The organism is Spirochaeta isovalerica (genome assembly GCF_014207565.1).
GTDB classification, from domain to species: Bacteria; Spirochaetota; Spirochaetia; order DSM-2461; family DSM-2461; genus Spirochaeta_F; species Spirochaeta_F isovalerica.
The window spans coordinates 214,959-232,582 of sequence record NZ_JACHGJ010000007.1 but is presented as its reverse complement, the minus strand read 5'-3'; the positions used below and the strand labels follow the sequence as shown (position 1 = coordinate 232,582).

Sequence of the window (17,624 nt, the reverse complement as noted above, 5' to 3'; positions counted from 1 at the left end):
AGAACTTCATTTTATCATGGAAAGTTAATTTTTATAATATTCCAGAAAAAAATTGTAAATGTCCGTCAGGCTTTTGGACCGGGAGAAGCTTTCCCTCATTTCCAAACCTCCGCCCACGAGAAGACCCGGCACGAAATTCCCCGTGTGCCCGCCGGTTGTCATATCTTCGGCATTCCCGTGATCGCTGACTATGAGCATGGCTTCCTCTTCCAGATCGAGTCCCGAGGCTACGGCTGAGGCGAAGCGGTCGAGCACTTCAATAGACCGGATCAGCTCCTCCTTTTTTCTCTTGTGCCCGTAATGGTCGGTCATAAAGTATTCGAAGAAAACAAACTGCCAATCTTTCATTATGCCATGGATGCGGCGGCCCGCTTCCTCCGGTTCGATTTCATCAATCTCATATCCTCTTTTTCTGATCAGCTCTCCCGTAATGTCGGCGAAAACGGCCAGGCCGGAACGGTATTCCTCTATCATTCTGAAAGGGGTCCCCGATGCTTCAATCGTCAGTGTGGAAACGGGAAATCGGTTCTTTTCCGATTGTCTTCTCTCCTCGAAAAAACGGTGGGAATACATATTGGCGGATGTCACCGATACGCCCCGTTCCGCCAGGACTTTCATTATACTTTTTTCCGCGATCAGTTTTACCAGCTCCTCATTGGGAAAAGCGGGCAGGTGATATCCCAGCAGAGCCGGGGCATTTTCTCCCGTAAATATGGTGCTCTGCCCTGTAGCGGATTGCGGTTCTCCTTTTATCCCCAGGCAGGCATCGAGAGGGCAGAGAACCGAATCCTTGAAAAAGAGAGGCTTATCGGTGAATTTCAGGCCGAAACCCTCAGTCAGACCGGAAAAAAGGCCGGAGATGGGATTGTTTTCCGAGGCAGGGGCGAGACCGATGCCGTCAATAAAAAAGAGGAAGAGTTTTTTCACCGTGGACAGACCTCCATCTATTCTTCTGTCATCCAGAGGAGAGGCGGTTCATCATCGGCTCCGGCGCGGGTTGTCGAGCCGCTTTCTCCCAGATAGGCATATTCTTCGGAAAGCGGTTCCGATTGGTTTTTGACAAGTCTGTAATAGCGGGCCGTACCGGCTCTGTCTCCCAGACGGTAATAGGTTTTGGCCAGAGCCAGATTGACCATCAGCGAATTTCCGTTGATGGCAAGGGCTTCCTGGAAAATCTCCAGAGCTTTGCCGTACTCTCCTCTGCTATAGTAAAGGTTACCGAGATTGACGTAGGGAGAGAGATAGGCAGTCTCTCCTTTAATGAGACTTTGGAAGATGTTCTCGGCTTCTCTCCAGTTTTCAAATCGGGCATGGAGGACCGCCAACCTGTTGCTCAGCTGGTGTTCTCTCCGACCCGAAGCCCCGGCAGCCTCTCCTTTCAGCTTGCTGGCATTCTCTTCATAAAGCGAGGCGGTCAGCCCTGCCAGAGTTTCGCTGTTCAGTGGATCTATTTCCCTGTTTCCCGGCTCCACAACCATGATGGAACTCTCCCCGAGGGGGAGGGGAGGAAAGACGCTCCTCTGGCCGGCTACAGTCAGAAACCCGATTTCATTTCGGGAATAGCGGGATATGATTTCCGATGCTTTAGCCCAGGAGGCATTGAAACCGTCCTGCAGGTAGGTCGATTCCAGCGGAATCCAAATGGTTCCGCCTTCGATCAGGATTTCTCTGCCGGTATTTTCATACATCCAGCGGTTTCCTGCCGGCTCTTCCGTATCGAAAGCCATAAAGACATGGCCCGGTGATGTCATTATCGCCGTAGCGATTCCCGAAGATTCGAGCATGGAAGCCAGCAGCGCCGTCGAGTCGTCGCAATCACCCGAACGGATCTGCAGTGTCGTCCGGGGATACCGGACCGTATCTATTACACCTTCCTCTTCGAACTGCTGTGAAAAAGGTGATTCGGGATCTTCTATATAGGCAATCCCGTAAGTGCCCAGGGCGTCACAGATTCTCGCCGCCTTCACCATTTTCGGCGGAAGGCCCGGGACTTTACCACTGTCCGCCAGGACTCTGTGGGAAAAGGTGGAGACGACCGATTCGTTGGGCATGATAAAAGCTGCCAGTTTCGCCGTATTGTCCCAGGTAAGGGCGGTCCGCCGGTAAAGGGTCGTATTGCCTGTTTTTCCCGTCGCCCTCGCACTCCCTTCCAGGTCGTATTGAAGAGTTACCTGGAATTGAAGAGGAAGGTCTTCCCTCAGATTAAACGCTTTTTCATTCAGGAGAATTTTCAGATCGAGTGTTATTTCTTCTCCCGGTTTCAGCAGCGGTACCGGATCCGATTCTGCGGGAAAGTCGATGTATTCTTTTAAATTCAACAGAGCTCTGATATTGGAGACATCGCGATCCAGGTCATTTTTCACCCTTACGGTGCCGACGGGATTTTCCCGGTAGTAGTGAATCAGCGCCGGGAAAATCCCCTTTACGCTGAGACCGGCGATAGTCAGGGGTTTTTCTTCTCTTCCCGGTATATCCGCCGCTTCCCTGTTGTAAGCTTCCTTGAAGCGGTTCATCCTTTCCGATGCCTCGCCCATTGAACTGTCGAGGCTGATTATTTTCTCGTAGAGCCTCACTGTCCGGCTGTAGAGGTCTCTGGCGGATTCGGGGCCGATCGTTCTCGCCGTCTTCAGCGTTTCTGCCTCCAGTTCCGAAGCCTGTCTCAACAGACCCCGTATTTCGATTTCGTCGAGCATGGAAGAAGCCTCGCTGTCGAAGGGGTTGATATTGATCAGCTCTTCCAGCCAGTATCTGGCCAGTACCCAGTCTTCCCTGTCGCGGTAGTACAGGGCTTTCCGCCGTATCGGCTCCTCTCCATAAGGATCTTCATCTATCCTTCTGTTGAGCTCCAGAAGCCGGCGGGTTTCGCCGACAGAGTCATTTCCTCCCCTGTCCAGAGCGGGATCGTAGAACTTGAGAATTCTGTTGGCGGCATAATCGGCCATATAGATGAACCCTCTTTCCTGATCAACCGCCAAATTCACCGGTGACATGGGGAAGGACTCTTCCTCTCGGAAGTGGTAGCCGGTCTTTTTCCACTGCAGAACACCCTCGCTGTCGAACTTATACAGAGCGCTATTGGAATAGAGAATCAGGGCTCCGTCGTCGAGAACCGCCATGGACATGGGAGTGAGCACATCATCTCCCGTGCCGACAGGCATGATGGAACTTATAAAATTCCCTGTGTCCGTAAATATCTTGAAGCGCTGTTCCACGTTGTCATGGATCCATAAATTGCCTTCGGGACCGGGAGCCATGGCATAGACATAAGTGTAGGGACCGAGTGGGATATCAAGATCGCTTCTTCTGTTCCCTTCGATTCGTACGAATTTCCGGCTCATGGTATGGTAGAGAACCGCCGTGCCGTTGGGGAGAACCGCCATCGGACCGGTCACATCGATTCCCGTCCTGATTTTCATAGTGCGGGGCGCGCCTTCTACAATCTTATAGATGTCCCGTCCGTTCGTCGGTTTCAGAAAAACCGAACCGCCCGGAGTGACTCCCGTACCGAAGAAAAAAAGGGCGCTTGAAGGCGAATAGAGATCGCCCGCCAGTTGTACTAGGGGATTGAAATTGCTGTCCGTTTCGTAACAGAGCGCTCCCATCGCCAGAACCAGATTCCCGTTTTCCCTGACAGCGACAGCTGAAGCCGTGTTGTAACCGGAAAAATCCGGTATGGCCGATTCTACCAGAAAGAGCGAAGGCACTTCCTCCAGGAAAACCGGTTCCGGAGCATGGGACGTTATTCCGGCGGGATTGGTCTGTGCCCACATGCGGAATATCAATTCGGAAATATACGCGGGGCTGTTGTCATCCAGGTCGCCCATGACCGACTGATTGAGAGGCGATCCTCCTTTTTCCGGTGTGAAGAGCATGGCGAGAACGGGAGTTTCCCCTTCCATGACAGCCGTGAATGATATGTCGTAATCGTAGGATCTCTTTCCTTGTTCTTTAATTTCCACATCGAAGTATTCCCCGTACCGTCGGGAGGCGCCCGATGCGGCGCGGATCAGGACCGATTCGAGGCGGGATCTGTTTTCCCCGGTATCGGGGCTTATGACGCTGATCGACAGGCCGATTGTTTCGGCGGAGAGAGAGGAAGACAGGAATGCGGACAACAGTAAAATAGCAGCAGGTAATCTCATGAAATAAATTATACTACAGGAATCGAAATTTTTAATTCACCACCGCCATCTTTTCCACTGCTAACCGATATGTCTCCCTGCAACTCGGCTATAAGAGAACGGATCAGTTTGAATCCCAGACCGGTTCCCTCTCCGGTTTCGGGGTATCCCGGGCCGTTGTCCAGAAAGGTCAGTGAAAGCAGGTTTTCACTATACACCAAAGATATGACCAGTTCCGTTATCCCCTCCTCCTGTCTGGCGTATTTGGAGGCATTGGTCAGAATTTCATTTGTCACGATGCCCAGCGACGTTACCTGATGGCTGTCCAGCATTACGGGAGCGGGGCCGGTCAGGAGCTCTATGCTCATCCGGCTGCGGCCGAATCCCTCGAGAAAGGAATCGGACAGTTCACGCAGATATGTCGTGAAATCGAGATTGTCGATCGAATCCTGAGCGTAAAGCAGCTCCTGGACCATGGCAATGGATATCACTCTGTTTCTCATGGCAAGAAGGATTTCCCTGGTTTCTCCCTCTTCAATCCGGTTGACCTGAAGCTGGATAAAGCTCTTTATGAGGTTGAGATTGTTTTTTACCCGGTGATTGATCTCCTTCAGGAGTATCTCTTTTTCCCTCAGCGATTTCTCCAGAGCCGCTTCGCTCTTTTCCCGGCGTCTCATCTCCTCTTTCATCCGGGTGAAAAAATCGCTCACATATCCGAGGCTTGATCCCAGAACTATGCCGGACATTTCCGCCATGGTCAGGCTTGCGGGGGCGTATTCCGGATGATGTATGATATGAAAAAAGAGGAGGTTGAACGGGAGCCCGAGCACTCCGGCTATAAGCCCGCCTTTGAAACCGAAACTCACGGCGACGACAATAACAGGGAAAATAATAAAATAATTGGCCGAAACCTCGAAATTTTCACCCCAGAGGAGGATAATCATGGCATAAAGAGCTATGGTAATGATAATGAGAGGGTATTTCTGACGGGAATAGAGAAAATCGTGAATGACGACCACTTTATTATCATCCAGCCGGAACCGTTTATGATTTGCCTGCATAACTTTTATATGTTACACTCGGCTACATATTTAATAAAGTATAAAATAAAACATTCAGGAGCCGAATATGGGAAAAGCACGTATTCTGGTCGTAGAGGATGAAGTCCTCGTGGGTATGGAGATTCAGGAAAGCCTCCAGAAAGCCGGTTACGATGTTCCGGAAGTCGTCATGACCAGCGAAAATTTTATGCCTGCTATTGTCAAGCACAAACCGGATCTCGTTATCATGGACATTAATCTGAACAGTTTTGTCGATGGCGTATCAGCTGTCCAGAGAATGAAGATACTCACGTCAACGCCTGTGCTCTATCTCACCGCCTACAGGGATGAGAAAACGAAAGAAAGAGCCATGACAACGGGACCGGTTGATTATCTTATCAAGCCCATCAGCGAGGAAAAACTCCTCGAAGCTGTGGGCGACGCTTTGACGGGTTTGAAAGCCCCGGTCTGAGTCTCTACTTTTTCACGATGGGAATCCACACTTCAAAAGAAGCTTCACCATCGTCGCAGGGTTCCGGAAGGTAGACTTCCAGCTCCGGGCCCTCGGCGTGTTCATATTCCATCGAAGGAAACCATTCTGAAAAAATTCTCTTCCATACGGCCTGAATCGAATCGGGCATTTTCCCTCTGCCCGGAAAGACAGCCCAGGTCAGAGGCGGGATGGTTCGGCTTTCCAGCTTCTCATGGGATTTCCTCCCGACCGGTTCCACGCCGATCATAAAATTGAATCGTTCGGTTTTTTCATCGAAATCCATGCAGACTCCCAGAAGTGAGCCCTTCAGTTTTCCTTCGGGACCGGTCAGCTTGTTCATTTCCTCAATCGATCCGCTTTTATCCATCTCCTCGAAAAAACGGGGGATTTCTCTCAAGTTCGACCCGTCCACTGTTGTAAAAGGACGAACAAAGCCTGTAATTTCAAAGCTTCCGAATTCTCTGATTTCATAATCCATACTGTGTGCTCCTGTAATCGAAATATTGAAGGTCAACGGGGGATAGGCTTTCAGTCTCGCACCCGGCTCCCGGGCTTTTGCCGGAGTGAGACCGTGCATCCGGCTGAAGGCTCTTGTAAAAGAAGCCTGTGACTCATAACCGTATTTCAGAGCCGTTTCCAGAATCTCATGGCCTTTCTGTATATCTCCCGCAGCCAGAGTCAACCTTCTTCTCCGGATGTATTCCGCCACGGTTATTCCGCTGATCAGGGCAAACATCCTCTGGAAATGAAAGTGGCTCGAATTGGCTGCCGCGGCGATCATTCTGATATCCTCATATTCTTCGAGGTGCTCTTCCATATAGGTTACGGCATTGTTCAGCCTGTCTATCCAGTCCAATTTTTCCTCCTTGAAATAACTATACAGGTTTTGACTCGCCGCCTTTTGATATTTTGTGCTCAATGTAATCAAATGTTAAGTGTTTTTCCATCATTTATGATATACTTTTTCTATGAACAGAATAATCGTTAAAACAATTAAAATCCCTCCCGGAGAAGTTATTCTGGGAGAATATGACGGAAAACTCTGCCTGCTCGATTGGAAATACAGAAAGATGAGAGGCCGTATAGACAGCCGGCTGGCTTCCTGTTTCAAAGCCTCCTTTGACGAAGGGGACTGTTCCCTGTTCGAAAAAACGGAGCGGCAGCTGGAGGAATATTTCAACGGCAACAGAGAAGTCTTCGATATACCGCTGATCACTGCGGGAACTGATTTTCAGAAAGAAGTCTGGGAAGCCCTGCAGACCATACCTTACGGCCGAACCGAGAGTTACGGCGAACTGGCTGCGAGAATGGGCAGGGAAAAAGCGGTGCGCGCAGTCGCCGGAGCTAACGGGGCGAATGGCATATCCATACTGATTCCCTGTCACCGCATCATCGCGGCTGATGGTTCGCTCGGAGGATATGCCGGGGGAATTCCCGCAAAGAAAAAACTTCTGGAACTGGAAAGCCAGATGTTTCTGAAATTTTGAGGCTGTTCATATCGTCAGATTAATATATACTCCTTTTCATTATGAAAAAGAGTAAATTACTTCAATCAGCCGATACCGTTTTCTCCGGCGAGGGGGTCCGGGGATTCCTTACTGCCATGCTTATTTTCGGAGTCGCCACCGGAATGGCGAACGGCGTCCTCAATAATTTTCTTCACGATATACTGGGCATTAGCCGGGCCGGCAGGGGAGTCGTCGAGTTTCCCCGGGAACTACCGGGACTGCTTCTATTTCTCATAATGGGGCTTCTCTATCGATTCAACGAATTGCGCGTTATGTATTTTTCTCTTATCGTTTCATTCCTCGGCCTGCTCGGTCTCGGCTTTTTCGGCATGAATGTGGTTCCGGCTATCGTATTAATCGTTCTCTGGAGCACGGGAGAGCATATGATGATGCCCATCCGGAACTCCATCACCATGCATCTGGCAAGACCGGGAAAAGAAGGGCTTGCCATGGGTACCGTGGGCAGCGCCGGCAATGCGGGCCAACTGGCCGGATACTACCTCGTTCCCCTTATATTTCTTGTTATCCGCCATATGGGAGCTGACCTCCCGGAAACTCTGCCCTACAGAACGACATACCTCTTGGGAGCCCTGATTCTTCTGGGCGGTATCATAATGACCGCGAAGATGAAAAATCGCGATGATCATGTCAAAAAACAGAAGATTGCTTTCAGCCGTAAGTTCAGCCGCTATTATATTCTCGAAATGTTTTTCGGAGCCCGGAAACAGGTTTTCCTCACATTCGCTCCTTATGTACTCATTATGAATTACGGAGCCAAAACGGAGTATATCGCTTTTCTCTACAGCCTGTGGTCTCTGGGGAATATTTTTCTCAATCCCCTGCTCGGGCGTCTTATGGATAAAGTCGGGTACAAGATTATACTGGTGGCCGATACGGTCATCCTGTTCGCGCTCTGTATCGTCTACGGGTTTTCGCACCTGTTCTTTGATCACCAAACGGCTTTTATCATTGTCTCCATAGCTTTTGTTGTCGACGCTATGCTCTTTATGGCGGGAATGGCCCGAGCCAAATATGTCAAGACTCTCTCCGATTCTAAGGAGGAAGTGACGACAGCTCTTTCCGCGGGAATTTCAATCAATCATCTCATCAGCATTATCATCGCTGTTGCCGGAGGCCTGCTTTGGGAATCACTGGGGCTGGAGATGCTGTTTTCCATGGCGGCTTTTTTCGGGCTGGGATCCTTTTTCTATTCCGTAACTCTTCCGCCTGACAGATCTGTCCCCGTAACGGAATAATTGGCACAGCTTTTCTCTGTGTATTATCATATAGAGTATGGAGAAAAAGCTGTCCCATAAAACATTCGTTGAAGAGTTAAATCATATCCGCAAGGATGATAATCTCAGGAGTATGAAGACCATCTCAACCCTGACGGGTCTTTTTGCTCTGGCATTTACAGCTATTTTCGGAATCAGAAAGATAACCGGAGCCGGTTCGGAATTTTTCATCTTTTATTTTACTTCCTTTCTGATCCTGGCACTACTCTCTTTTCTTATGCGGTTTCTCTATTTTCTTTTGTCGAAAAAGGAGAATAAAACTTCACTCGATCATATTGTTTATTTTTATCTGCTGGCGGCTTATTTCATTCTGATAGGAATCTCAGCTTTTGATTCTGTTGACTCCGGGGATTTTCTCGCCTATACATTGGCGATTCTGGCTTTTTCCTTTCTCTACCGGTTATCCCGGATCAGGCTCATTATCACCCATTCGGCAGGACTTCTCTATTTTATAACCCTCTACTATATGATGAACGGAAAAATCGTATCATTTGTAACCCTATTGCCGATACTGGCTTTTTCCGTTTTTTCCTTTTACATCTCCCGGAGCCGTGAATTGACCCAGGAGAAAATACTGAAGATGGCCGATGAGCTGGAGATGACCTATCGGGAAATGAAGGAGATTTCACTCAGAGATCCTCTGACAGGGCTTTATAATAGACGATACTGTGATGATTTTCTCTCATTCCAGTTTGAAATTTTTCAGAGGAAGGGAACGCCTTTCTCCGTTCTGCTTTTCGATCTGGATCATTTCAAGACAGTGAATGATACCTTCGGGCACAGCGCCGGTGATGATGTTCTCGTCTCTGTTGCCGAAATGACTCTGGCCTCTATCAGAAAAACCGATCTGGCGGTTCGTTACGGCGGAGAAGAGTTCCTACTCATTCTTTCCGACACCCATCTCTCTTCGGCTGAAATAATCGCGGAGAGGCTCAGATCAGCAATTGAAGTGGTTACATTCAAATCCATTTCCGAACACGTGACCATTAGTCTGGGAGCAGGGGAAATCCGGAAAGACGAAGATACGAAGAGTCTGGTCGACAGAGTGGATAAAGCGCTATACGAAGCCAAAAGAATGGGACGGAACCAAACCGTCATTTCTCCCTGATCATGGAAAGAAAAATCATCCGGAACTCAACGAGAGGTTGAACAGACTGGAGCAGCTTGCTCTGCAGCAAAGCACCTTCCCAACCTGAAAGAATAAACCTGGCCAGAGAATCGGCGCTGTATCGGAGTGTTATTTCTCCATTTTTCTCCGCTTCGAGAAGAGCCTCGCTGAAGTATTTCAACCATGAATCGAAAATGTTTTTCAGTTCCTCCCTGAAACGGGGATCCTCGTCGGTCATTTCCTGGGACAGTTTTCCGAAGAGACAGTCGCAGTGGCAGGGCGAATCTCTGAGCTGGTCAATCTGATCATCAAAAAAGGTTTCGATCCGTTTCAACGGTGGAATCTTCCCGGAAAAATGAGACTCGATTTCTTTAAAAAAGGACCGGGCCGCATAATCGAGCAGCTCGATCCCGAAATCGCTTTTGCTTTCGAAATAATAATAGAAAGAGCCCTTGGGAACAGAAGCGGATTTCAGAATTTCGCTGATACCCGTATTCTTGAACCCTTTTTCCCTTACCACAGCTAAGCCGCGGTTCAGGATGTGCTCCTTCGTATTATTATTTTTCAACTTTCACCTCATGTTTATCCGGATCGGGGCCGTTGGCTCCGAAGCGGGGCAATGTAATCCCCAGCGCTTCCTGTATCACTTCCTCAACGGTATATACGGCTTTGAACTCCAGTTCCTCTTTTATTTCCCGGGGCACATCTTCCAGATCTTTTTTGTTTTCATCGGGGATGAGTATTTTTTTGATACCTGCCCGGTGAGCCGCCAGAACCTTTTCTTTGAGTCCCCCGATCGGCATAACCGATCCCCGGAGAGTAATTTCACCGGTCATGGCCAGTTTGGGATCCACTTTTCTCCCCGTTACCAGCGAAGCCAGGGATGTGAAAAGGGTTATTCCCGCAGAAGGGCCGTCTTTGGGAACAGCTCCCGAAGGAATGTGAATATGCAGATCATTCTCATTGAATGAGAACCCCGCCGCGAAGAGAGTCAGCCTGGAGCGTATCAGGCTCCTGGAAATCTGGGCCGATTCCTTCATCACATCGCCCATCTGCCCTGTCAGGGTCAATTGGCCTGTGCCGGGCATATTGGTGCTTTCGATAAAGAGAATCTCTCCTCCCACCGGTGTCCATGCCAGTCCCGTTACAACTCCGGGAGGATTGTCCGCTTCCGCAATAGCGTGGCGCACTCTCTCTCTACCGAGAAACTCCTCCACTTTTCCCGCATTTATATGGTAGGGCAGTTTTTCCTTTCCCGAAACCACTTTTTCCGATGAAATCCTGGCCAGCGAGTCGAGTTTTCTCTTCAGGGTTCTCACGCCCGCCTCTCTCGTGTAGTTTTCGATCACTTCAGTCAGAGCCTCATCGTCAATGATCAGTTTTCCGTCGTCAAGGCCGTGCTCTTCTAGGACCCTGGGTATCAGATGCTGTTTCCCGATGTAAAACTTCTCATGATTTGTATATCCGGAAATGTGGATCACTTCCATTCTGTCGAGCAGCGGACCCGGTATGGTTTCGATGGAGTTGGCCGTAGCGATGAAAAAGACGTCGGAAAGATCGTAGGGCACTTCCAGGTAATGGTCGGAGAAGCTGTTATTCTGCTCCGGGTCCAGAACTTCCAGAAGGGCGCTGGCCGGATCTCCGCTGAAGCCTCTCATCACTTTATCAACCTCGTCGAGCATGAAGACCGGATTGGTTTCTCCCGCTTTCTTCATGCCCTGAATGATCCGTCCCGGAAGAGCTCCCACATAGGTCCTTCTGTGGCCGCGGATGTCAGCCTCATCGCGGATGCCTCCTAGGCTGATGCGGACGAACTGCCTGTTCAGGGCTCCTGCCACGCTTTTTCCAAGACTGGTTTTACCCGTTCCGGGAGGCCCTACGAGAAGAAGAATGGAACCTTTTCTGCCTTTCTTCAGTTTCATAACCGCCAGATGCTGAATAATTCGCTCCTTCACTTTTTCCAGGCCGTAGTGATCCCTGTCCAGAATCTCCCTTGCGAGATTAATATCTATATCCTGCTCATCCGCCTGTTTCCAGGGAAGGGCGATCAGCAGATCGAGATAGTTCCGGATAACATGGCTGTCAGATCCGTTGGGACCCTGAGCTTCCAGTTTCTCCAGTTCCTCCAGAGCAATCTGTCTCACATCCTCAGGCATCAGGGAGCCTTCTATCTTTTCTTTAAGAGTTTCTCCCTTGCTTTTTTTCCCATCGTTCAGTTCTTCCTGGATGGATTTGAGCTGCTCTCTCAGAATGCTTTCCCTGTAGCTCTTATTGGCTTTTTCATTGACCTTCTGAGCCATCTCCGCCTGTATTTTGATAGATTCTTTCTGGCGGATCAGATAATCGAGAAATTTCATTCCCCTTTCTCTTACTGAGGTTATTTCCAGAAGTTCCTGCTTTTCCGACCGGGAGATATTCAGATAGGGGGCTATGTAATAGATCAGAGAGGAAGAATCTTCAAACTCTTCAATCTTTTTTATGATATTTTCCGAACCCTGAAAGTATCGCGCCGTTTCCGTCGAAATATCTTTTACATAAGTCAGAAGGTCCAGCTGATTGCTTCTCTCCAGGTCCATTTCGTCAAGGAGAAGAGTGAATTCGGCGTAATAAATACCTTTTTCATTTCTGATTTTGTGAATTTGAACCCTTTCCACGGCATGAGTCAGAATTTTATATCCATCGGTTGTCTTCTGTTTATCAAGAACTCTGACCATTGTTCCCACTTTATAGAAATCATCTTCTTCCAGTTCCTTAAGGTTGAAGTTCCTGCGCATGGACAGGGCGATGGCATAAGTGTCTTTTCCATCTTCACTTTTATTGAATGTATCACCGGGTTCCAGTCCTGAAATCCGTATATTGTTATCGCTCCCGGGAAAAATAACAGAGCCCTTCACAGGGATCAGAGGGAGTTCATCGGGTAATAATCCATAATTAATCATTCTGTGTACCTCTTGAAATCAAAATACTAATAGACCGGTCGTATAGTAAAGTGAAAAGGTTATTCTGCTTGTTCTAAGAACTTTGTTGATTTAAAATGACTAGATGAATTTAAGGTCTCCGTTGAAATATGCCTTTCTTATCCTCATATTATGTCATATACCAGTTATGGCCGAGGATAGGCCTATTCCCTCCGGAAGAGCCTCATTCAATTACGATCTGCAACTGGGCTCCCCATGGAATATCGCCCGGCTGGACGGTGTCTGGGAGTTTTACTGGAGCGCATTTCTCAATCCCGATATAAGTCTGAGGAAAGACATTCCTGATCCGGAATACATTACTGTTCCAGGCAGCTGGGACAAAGAGACCGATCATCCCGCCCATGGCTACGGGACTCTCCGCCTGACTATAACCGGATTGGTTCCGGGTAAAATCTACAGCCTTTACATGCCTGAGCTGGTTACATCATACCACCTGTACATCAATGGCATTGATCAGGGCCGAAACGGGATCCCGGGAACAACCGAAGCAGAAAGCCGTCCCCGGTTCCTCCCCCGGCTGGTCGCCTTTTACACCGAGGGGGAAAAGGCTGAAATCCTGATTCATGTAAGCAATTTTCAATACCGGAAAAGCGGAATCTGGAGAAGCCTTTTTCTGGGAGAGCTCGCCAGCATCACCAAGTACAGAGATTTTCATTTAATTGTGGAAATGGCCATAGCAGGGATACTTTTCGCCATCGCCCTTTTTCACGTCGGAATTTATATCTACCGGAACCAGGAGAAGGCCGAGTTTCTCTTTGGTTTGATATGTCTGACTTTTCTAATTCGAATTCTCTGCACTGGAGAACAGCTGCTGACTTTTTTAATTCCCTCCTTTTCCTGGGAAATCCTCCGGAAACTCGAATTTATCCCCTTTTACGGTTCGGCTCCGCTTCTGGCTCTCTTCATGTCGACTCTTTTTCCTGCGGAATCGTCGCGCAGGTTCAGCCGCGTTTTTATGGGGATTTCTCTCTTCTACGGCATGCTCGTCTGGCTGCTTCCCGTGAAAATCAATAATCATCTGATTCCCTTTGCCGAGGGATTGATGATCATCGGCCTCCTCTATGCAATCTGGATACAGGCCCGGGCTTTGAAAGCCCGGCGCGAGGAAGCTCCGATGCTCACGACGGCATACATCCTTTTCTCCATTACAGTTCTCAATGACATCCTTTATGCTTCCCAGCTCATCCCGACCATGTACCTGTCGCCTCTCGGCTTTGTCATTTTTATTTTCATTCAGTCCCAGATGCTGATCCGCCGTTATTCCCGGTCTTTTTTCCAGAGAGATCTTCTGGCCAGAAGCCGCGATCAATTCCGTGAGGCCAGTATCACCGACAGTCTGACCGGCCTCTATAACGTACGCTATCTCCACCGGGTTCTGGAGAGGGAAATTCATCTGTCTCCGGAGAAGGGAGCGCCTCTGTCTCTTATTATGGCCGATGTTGATAACTTCAAGAATTTCAATGATACATGGGGCCATAAACAGGGAGATGAAGTGCTCAAAACAATGGGCTCGATCATTCGGGGATCTGCCCGCGAACACGATACCCCCTGCCGGTACGGAGGGGAGGAGTTCTCTGTGGTTCTTCCGGAAACAGCTCTGGAAGAAGCCCTGGAAGTAGCGGAGAGAATCCGCTTCCGCTTTGAAAACGGGGCGGAGAAAGACGAGAGAATGGGCGGAATAACCGTATCACTCGGCGTGGCTCAGTATCGTGCTCCCGAATCGACAGACGATCTTATCGAAAGGGCCGATAAAGCTTTGTACCGCGCCAAACACCAGGGAAAAAACCAGGTGGTAAGGGCGGAATAGCTCCGGACTTTTTCTTTTTTGCTTGAAACAACAGATCCGGGAAAATAAACTTTTAAATCGAGGAGTTTATATGATAGTAGTTATCATTCTTGTTTCTGTTGTTCTCTTTCTTATAGCTCTGTTTGTTATTGAGCCTTTTCTCCTGGCTTTTGTTTATTCCCAGTTTTTAAAGCTCTTTGTGAAAAATCCCCCTTTTGCCGATGTGGAGAAAGAATTTCCCGAAGGGAAAATTCTGAAAGACAATTGGCCAATTATTCGCAAAGAACTGGAAAAAGTTTTGGAGAATGTGGAAAACGTTCCCCTTTTCCACAATGTGGACGGTCTTCAGAAAAGCATTTCCGCCCGCGACGGAAAGGCCTGGAGAACTTTCATAATCAAGGGATTCGATGCCTGGCTGCCGGCCAACGCGGCGCTCGTTCCCGAGACGTCGGAACTTATCCGGCAGATTCCGCGGGTGTCTCTGGCCATGTTTTCCATTATCGACGGCGGCAAACACATCCCGCCTCATTACGGCTTTTTCAAAAGTGTGCTCCGTTACCATCTGGCCATGATCATTCCCGAAGGCGATTGTTATATAGAAGTGGGTGGTGAAAGATATTCCTGGAAGGAAGGGGAGCATGTTCTTTTCGACGATACTTACCGCCACGAAGTCTGGAATAAAACAGAGGAGAGAAGGGTCGTTCTTTTTCTCGATGTCTTAAGGGATTTGCCGGGACCGATGGATAAGATGAACAGATACCTCTTCTCCATTCTGCAGAAATCTAAAAAGCTGAAAGCAGCGGCCGCCCGGGCCGAGGTCGCCCGGGACGTTTAAAGACAGCGATCGGAAACCGCCCTTCATCGGGCGGCTTCCGGTCTTACCATTCTCCATATTCCCTGCTCAGTTTCACCAGCCTGAGAAATTCATTCCGATACCCTTCGGGATCATCACCTCTGGATTTTCCCGCAATATCCAGAACTTTTTCATATGAGGACATTCCTTTGTATTCCGAATCTCTGAGAATCAGTCCCCACATGGCGACGGCCGAAGCAAAACGGAAATCATCATCGGTCGAATTGAAGTCCATAACTCTGTTTTCGACCGGTCTCTCCAGGAGAATGCTTTCACCTTCGCCCGGTTCTTTATACCGCATTTTAACAGTCAGCAGCTCATCGGCCGCATAGGCCTCGGAATTGGGAACCGAGCTCTGGTATTTTAAATCACTTCCCGTCGCGGCTCCCGAAGCCGGCATCAGCTCGTAGAGAGCTGTCACGCTGTGCCCCGCACCGAGCTCTCCCGCATCTTTCCTGTCGTCATCGAAATCTTCCCGGGCCAGCATTCTGTTCTCATAACCGATGAGACGATAGGAATCCACCAATACAGGGTTGAATTCAAGCTGAAGCTTCACATCTTCGGCAATTGTGAAGAATGTTCCGCCCATTTGCTCCACAAGAACTTTTCGCGCTTCCAGCAGAGTGTCAATATAGGCATAATTTCCGTTTCCCCGATCGGCCAGCATCTCCATTTTCGAATCTTTGATGTTACCCGAGCCGAATCCCAGAACCGTCAGGTAAATCCCGCTTTCCCGTTCTTTCTCAATCATTCTTACCAGTTCTCCTTCCGATGAAGGTCCGACATTGAAGTCCCCGTCGGTGGCCAGAATGATTCTGTTGTTCCCGTTTTTTTCGAAGTTTTTCCCGGCAAGAGAGTAGGCCAGTCTGATTCCCTGTGCTCCTGCTGTCGAACCGCCTGCTTCCAGGTTATCAAGAGCTTCCAGAATGGCTTCTTTCCGGTCTCCTCCGGTGGGTGGCAGGACCGTACCGGCTGCTCCGGCATAAACGGCTATGGCTATGCTGTCTTCGGGTCTCATGTTGGCGACAATCATATTCATGGCGTTTTTAAGAAGCGGAAGCTTGTCGGGATTATTCATGGAACCCGAAACGTCGAGCAGGAATACCAGGTTATTGGGAGGCAGCCGGTCAAAGGATATTCTCTTTCCCTGTATGCCGATTTTCAATAAAAGGCTGTCTGCGTTCCAGGGGGTGCGGGACACTTGTGTATGAATGGAGAAGGGATGATTGTCCGTCGGTCCGCTCATATGGTAGGGGAAGTAATTGATAAGTTCTTCTATACGGACCGCATCGGGCGGCGGCAGCGTACCCGAGTTGAGGAAACGGCGCACATTGGCATAGGACGCCGTATCGACATCGATGGAAAATGTTGACAGGGGATTGTCCATGACGGACAGGAAGGAATTCTCGTAAATCCGGCTGTATTCCTCCGTATTGAAATTTCCGGCTCTAGCCATTCTTCCCGGTTCAGGAGCGGGAGGGGCTTCCCCTTCCATGGCCATTGAGAATAGAGGAGCCTCATCGGCGGTTTCCGATAGAGACATATCGGCTGATTTGCTCATGACCATGGGCATAACAGCTTCGGCCGCTTCTTCCGATGCTCCCCCGTAGCGGTTTATCAGGAAGGGGAGAGTGATAAATACAGCCAGCAGGGCTGCCGCGGCTCCCGATAGGGCGAAAACTGCAGGCTTGAAGCGCCTCTTATATATTTTCCGCTGATCCCTTTCCAGAAGTTTCTGTCTCAGTTCTTCCTTGAACCGGCTGTCCATGTTAACTGTTTCCCGGCCTTTCATAAGCTTTTCAAGAACCGGTATGAGCCTGGCTTCATCGTCCCTGAGAGAGGGGTCCGATTCATACAACTCTTCGAGAATGGTTCTGATATTGTCTTTCATAAATCTCTCCTTCCGAAAAGAGGGCGGGCAAAAATCAACTGGAAAATGACAGCTGTCCCCAGGCTGCTCTTCAGCTTCTTCAGGGCTCTTGAAAAAAGCATTTTACAGTTGGCTTCACTTTTTCCCGATATGGAAGCGATCTGTTTGTAAGGGAGTTCTTCCCAGACCCTGAGGATGACGACTTCCCTCTGGCGGGGGGGGAGCTGGTTGAGCGCTCTGTGCAGCTCTCCCCGTGTTTCCTCTCTCATCAGTTCTTTTACCGCATCGCTTTCGGCCGGCAGATCCCAGATATCGCTTACGTCTCTGATGAAACCCCACTTCGCACCGGATCGGAAATGATCGGTAATCAGGTTCCGGGCGATGCAGTACAGCCATGAAGACAGGGTTCCTTTCGCGCTGTTGAACTGGTGCCATTTTTCCATGGCTTTGAGAAAAGTCTGACTGGTCAGATCTTCCGCTGTTTCCCTGTGACATGTTTTGTAGTGTATATAGCGGTAGATCGGTTCCGCATATTCATCGTAAATCTCGATGAACAGCCGGTTTTCATTCAT

At 49.2% G+C, this 17,624-nt stretch carries 14 protein-coding genes; 6 read left to right on the top strand and 8 right to left on the bottom strand.

Annotated features, from left to right (window positions below; all coding sequences use genetic code 11):
- Positions 1–24: 24 nt before the first annotated feature.
- From HNR50_RS22780 to HNR50_RS16935, 3 genes are read right to left on the bottom strand one after another with little or no spacing between them, the layout of a single operon-like run.
- On the bottom strand, positions 25–927 hold the full coding sequence (locus HNR50_RS22780) for an alkaline phosphatase family protein (protein ID WP_184747978.1): 903 nt from the start codon (positions 925–927) through the stop codon (positions 25–27).
- 17 nt (positions 928–944) lie between these two features.
- Positions 945–4,142 carry a tetratricopeptide repeat protein gene (locus HNR50_RS16940; RefSeq protein ID WP_184747977.1) on the bottom strand — a complete coding sequence of 1,066 codons (3,198 nt, stop codon included), beginning with the start codon at positions 4,140–4,142 and terminating at the stop codon, positions 945–947.
- Positions 4,143–4,150: 8 nt separating this feature from the next.
- Positions 4,151–5,182 (bottom strand): sensor histidine kinase, encoded by a 1,032-nt coding sequence (locus HNR50_RS16935; RefSeq protein ID WP_184747976.1) that lies wholly within the window; start codon positions 5,180–5,182, stop codon positions 4,151–4,153.
- A 67-nt stretch (positions 5,183–5,249) separates the two neighbouring features.
- On the opposite strand from HNR50_RS16935, the gene HNR50_RS16930 reads away from it, so the two are divergent.
- Positions 5,250–5,633: a response regulator gene (locus HNR50_RS16930; protein WP_184747975.1), complete on the top strand. Its 384-nt coding sequence runs from the start codon at positions 5,250–5,252 to the stop codon at positions 5,631–5,633.
- A gap of 4 nt (positions 5,634–5,637) precedes the next feature.
- Here the strand turns inward: HNR50_RS16930 and HNR50_RS16925 are convergent, their stop codons facing one another.
- Positions 5,638–6,510: an AraC family transcriptional regulator gene (locus tag HNR50_RS16925; protein WP_184747974.1), complete on the bottom strand. Its 873-nt coding sequence runs from the start codon at positions 6,508–6,510 to the stop codon at positions 5,638–5,640.
- A 112-nt stretch (positions 6,511–6,622) separates the two neighbouring features.
- Between HNR50_RS16925 and HNR50_RS16920 the strand changes: the two genes are divergently transcribed.
- From HNR50_RS16920 to HNR50_RS16910, 3 genes are read left to right on the top strand one after another with little or no spacing between them, the layout of a single operon-like run.
- Entirely contained in the window at positions 6,623–7,141 is a 519-nt protein-coding gene (locus HNR50_RS16920) for a methylated-DNA--[protein]-cysteine S-methyltransferase (protein WP_184747973.1), read from the top strand.
- Positions 7,142–7,182: 41 nt separating this feature from the next.
- Positions 7,183–8,418 carry an MFS transporter gene (locus tag HNR50_RS16915; protein ID WP_184747972.1) on the top strand — a complete coding sequence of 412 codons (1,236 nt, stop codon included), beginning with the start codon at positions 7,183–7,185 and terminating at the stop codon, positions 8,416–8,418.
- 37 nt (positions 8,419–8,455) lie between these two features.
- On the top strand, positions 8,456–9,565 hold the full coding sequence (locus HNR50_RS16910; RefSeq protein ID WP_184747971.1) for a GGDEF domain-containing protein: 1,110 nt from the start codon (positions 8,456–8,458) through the stop codon (positions 9,563–9,565).
- Here HNR50_RS16910 and HNR50_RS16905 read toward each other — a convergent pair.
- A complete protein-coding gene (locus HNR50_RS16905) occupies positions 9,552–10,133 on the bottom strand; it encodes a TetR/AcrR family transcriptional regulator (protein WP_184747970.1) in 582 nt (193 codons plus the stop codon). The two genes, HNR50_RS16910 and HNR50_RS16905, sit on opposite strands and share 14 nt — an antisense overlap.
- A complete protein-coding gene (lon, locus tag HNR50_RS16900) occupies positions 10,123–12,504 on the bottom strand; it encodes an endopeptidase La (RefSeq protein ID WP_184747969.1) in 2,382 nt (793 codons plus the stop codon). Before lon ends, HNR50_RS16905 begins: the two co-directional genes overlap by 11 nt.
- 166 nt (positions 12,505–12,670) lie before the next feature.
- On the opposite strand from lon, the gene HNR50_RS16895 reads away from it, so the two are divergent.
- Both HNR50_RS16895 and HNR50_RS16890 read left to right on the top strand, forming a co-directional pair.
- Complete coding sequence (locus HNR50_RS16895) at positions 12,671–14,350, top strand: GGDEF domain-containing protein (RefSeq protein WP_184747968.1); 1,680 nt, start codon at positions 12,671–12,673, stop codon at positions 14,348–14,350.
- A gap of 70 nt (positions 14,351–14,420) precedes the next feature.
- Positions 14,421–15,164, top strand: coding sequence for an aspartyl/asparaginyl beta-hydroxylase domain-containing protein (locus HNR50_RS16890; RefSeq protein ID WP_184747967.1), 744 nt, complete (start codon positions 14,421–14,423; stop codon positions 15,162–15,164).
- Positions 15,165–15,207: 43 nt separating this feature from the next.
- On the opposite strand, the gene HNR50_RS16885 is transcribed toward HNR50_RS16890, so the two are convergent.
- Positions 15,208–17,073: a vWA domain-containing protein gene (locus HNR50_RS16885; protein ID WP_221439918.1), complete on the bottom strand. Its 1,866-nt coding sequence runs from the start codon at positions 17,071–17,073 to the stop codon at positions 15,208–15,210.
- On the bottom strand, positions 17,070–17,624 hold the full coding sequence (locus tag HNR50_RS16880; protein WP_184747966.1) for an RNA polymerase sigma factor: 555 nt from the start codon (positions 17,622–17,624) through the stop codon (positions 17,070–17,072). The genes HNR50_RS16885 and HNR50_RS16880 overlap by 4 nt, the downstream gene beginning before the upstream one ends.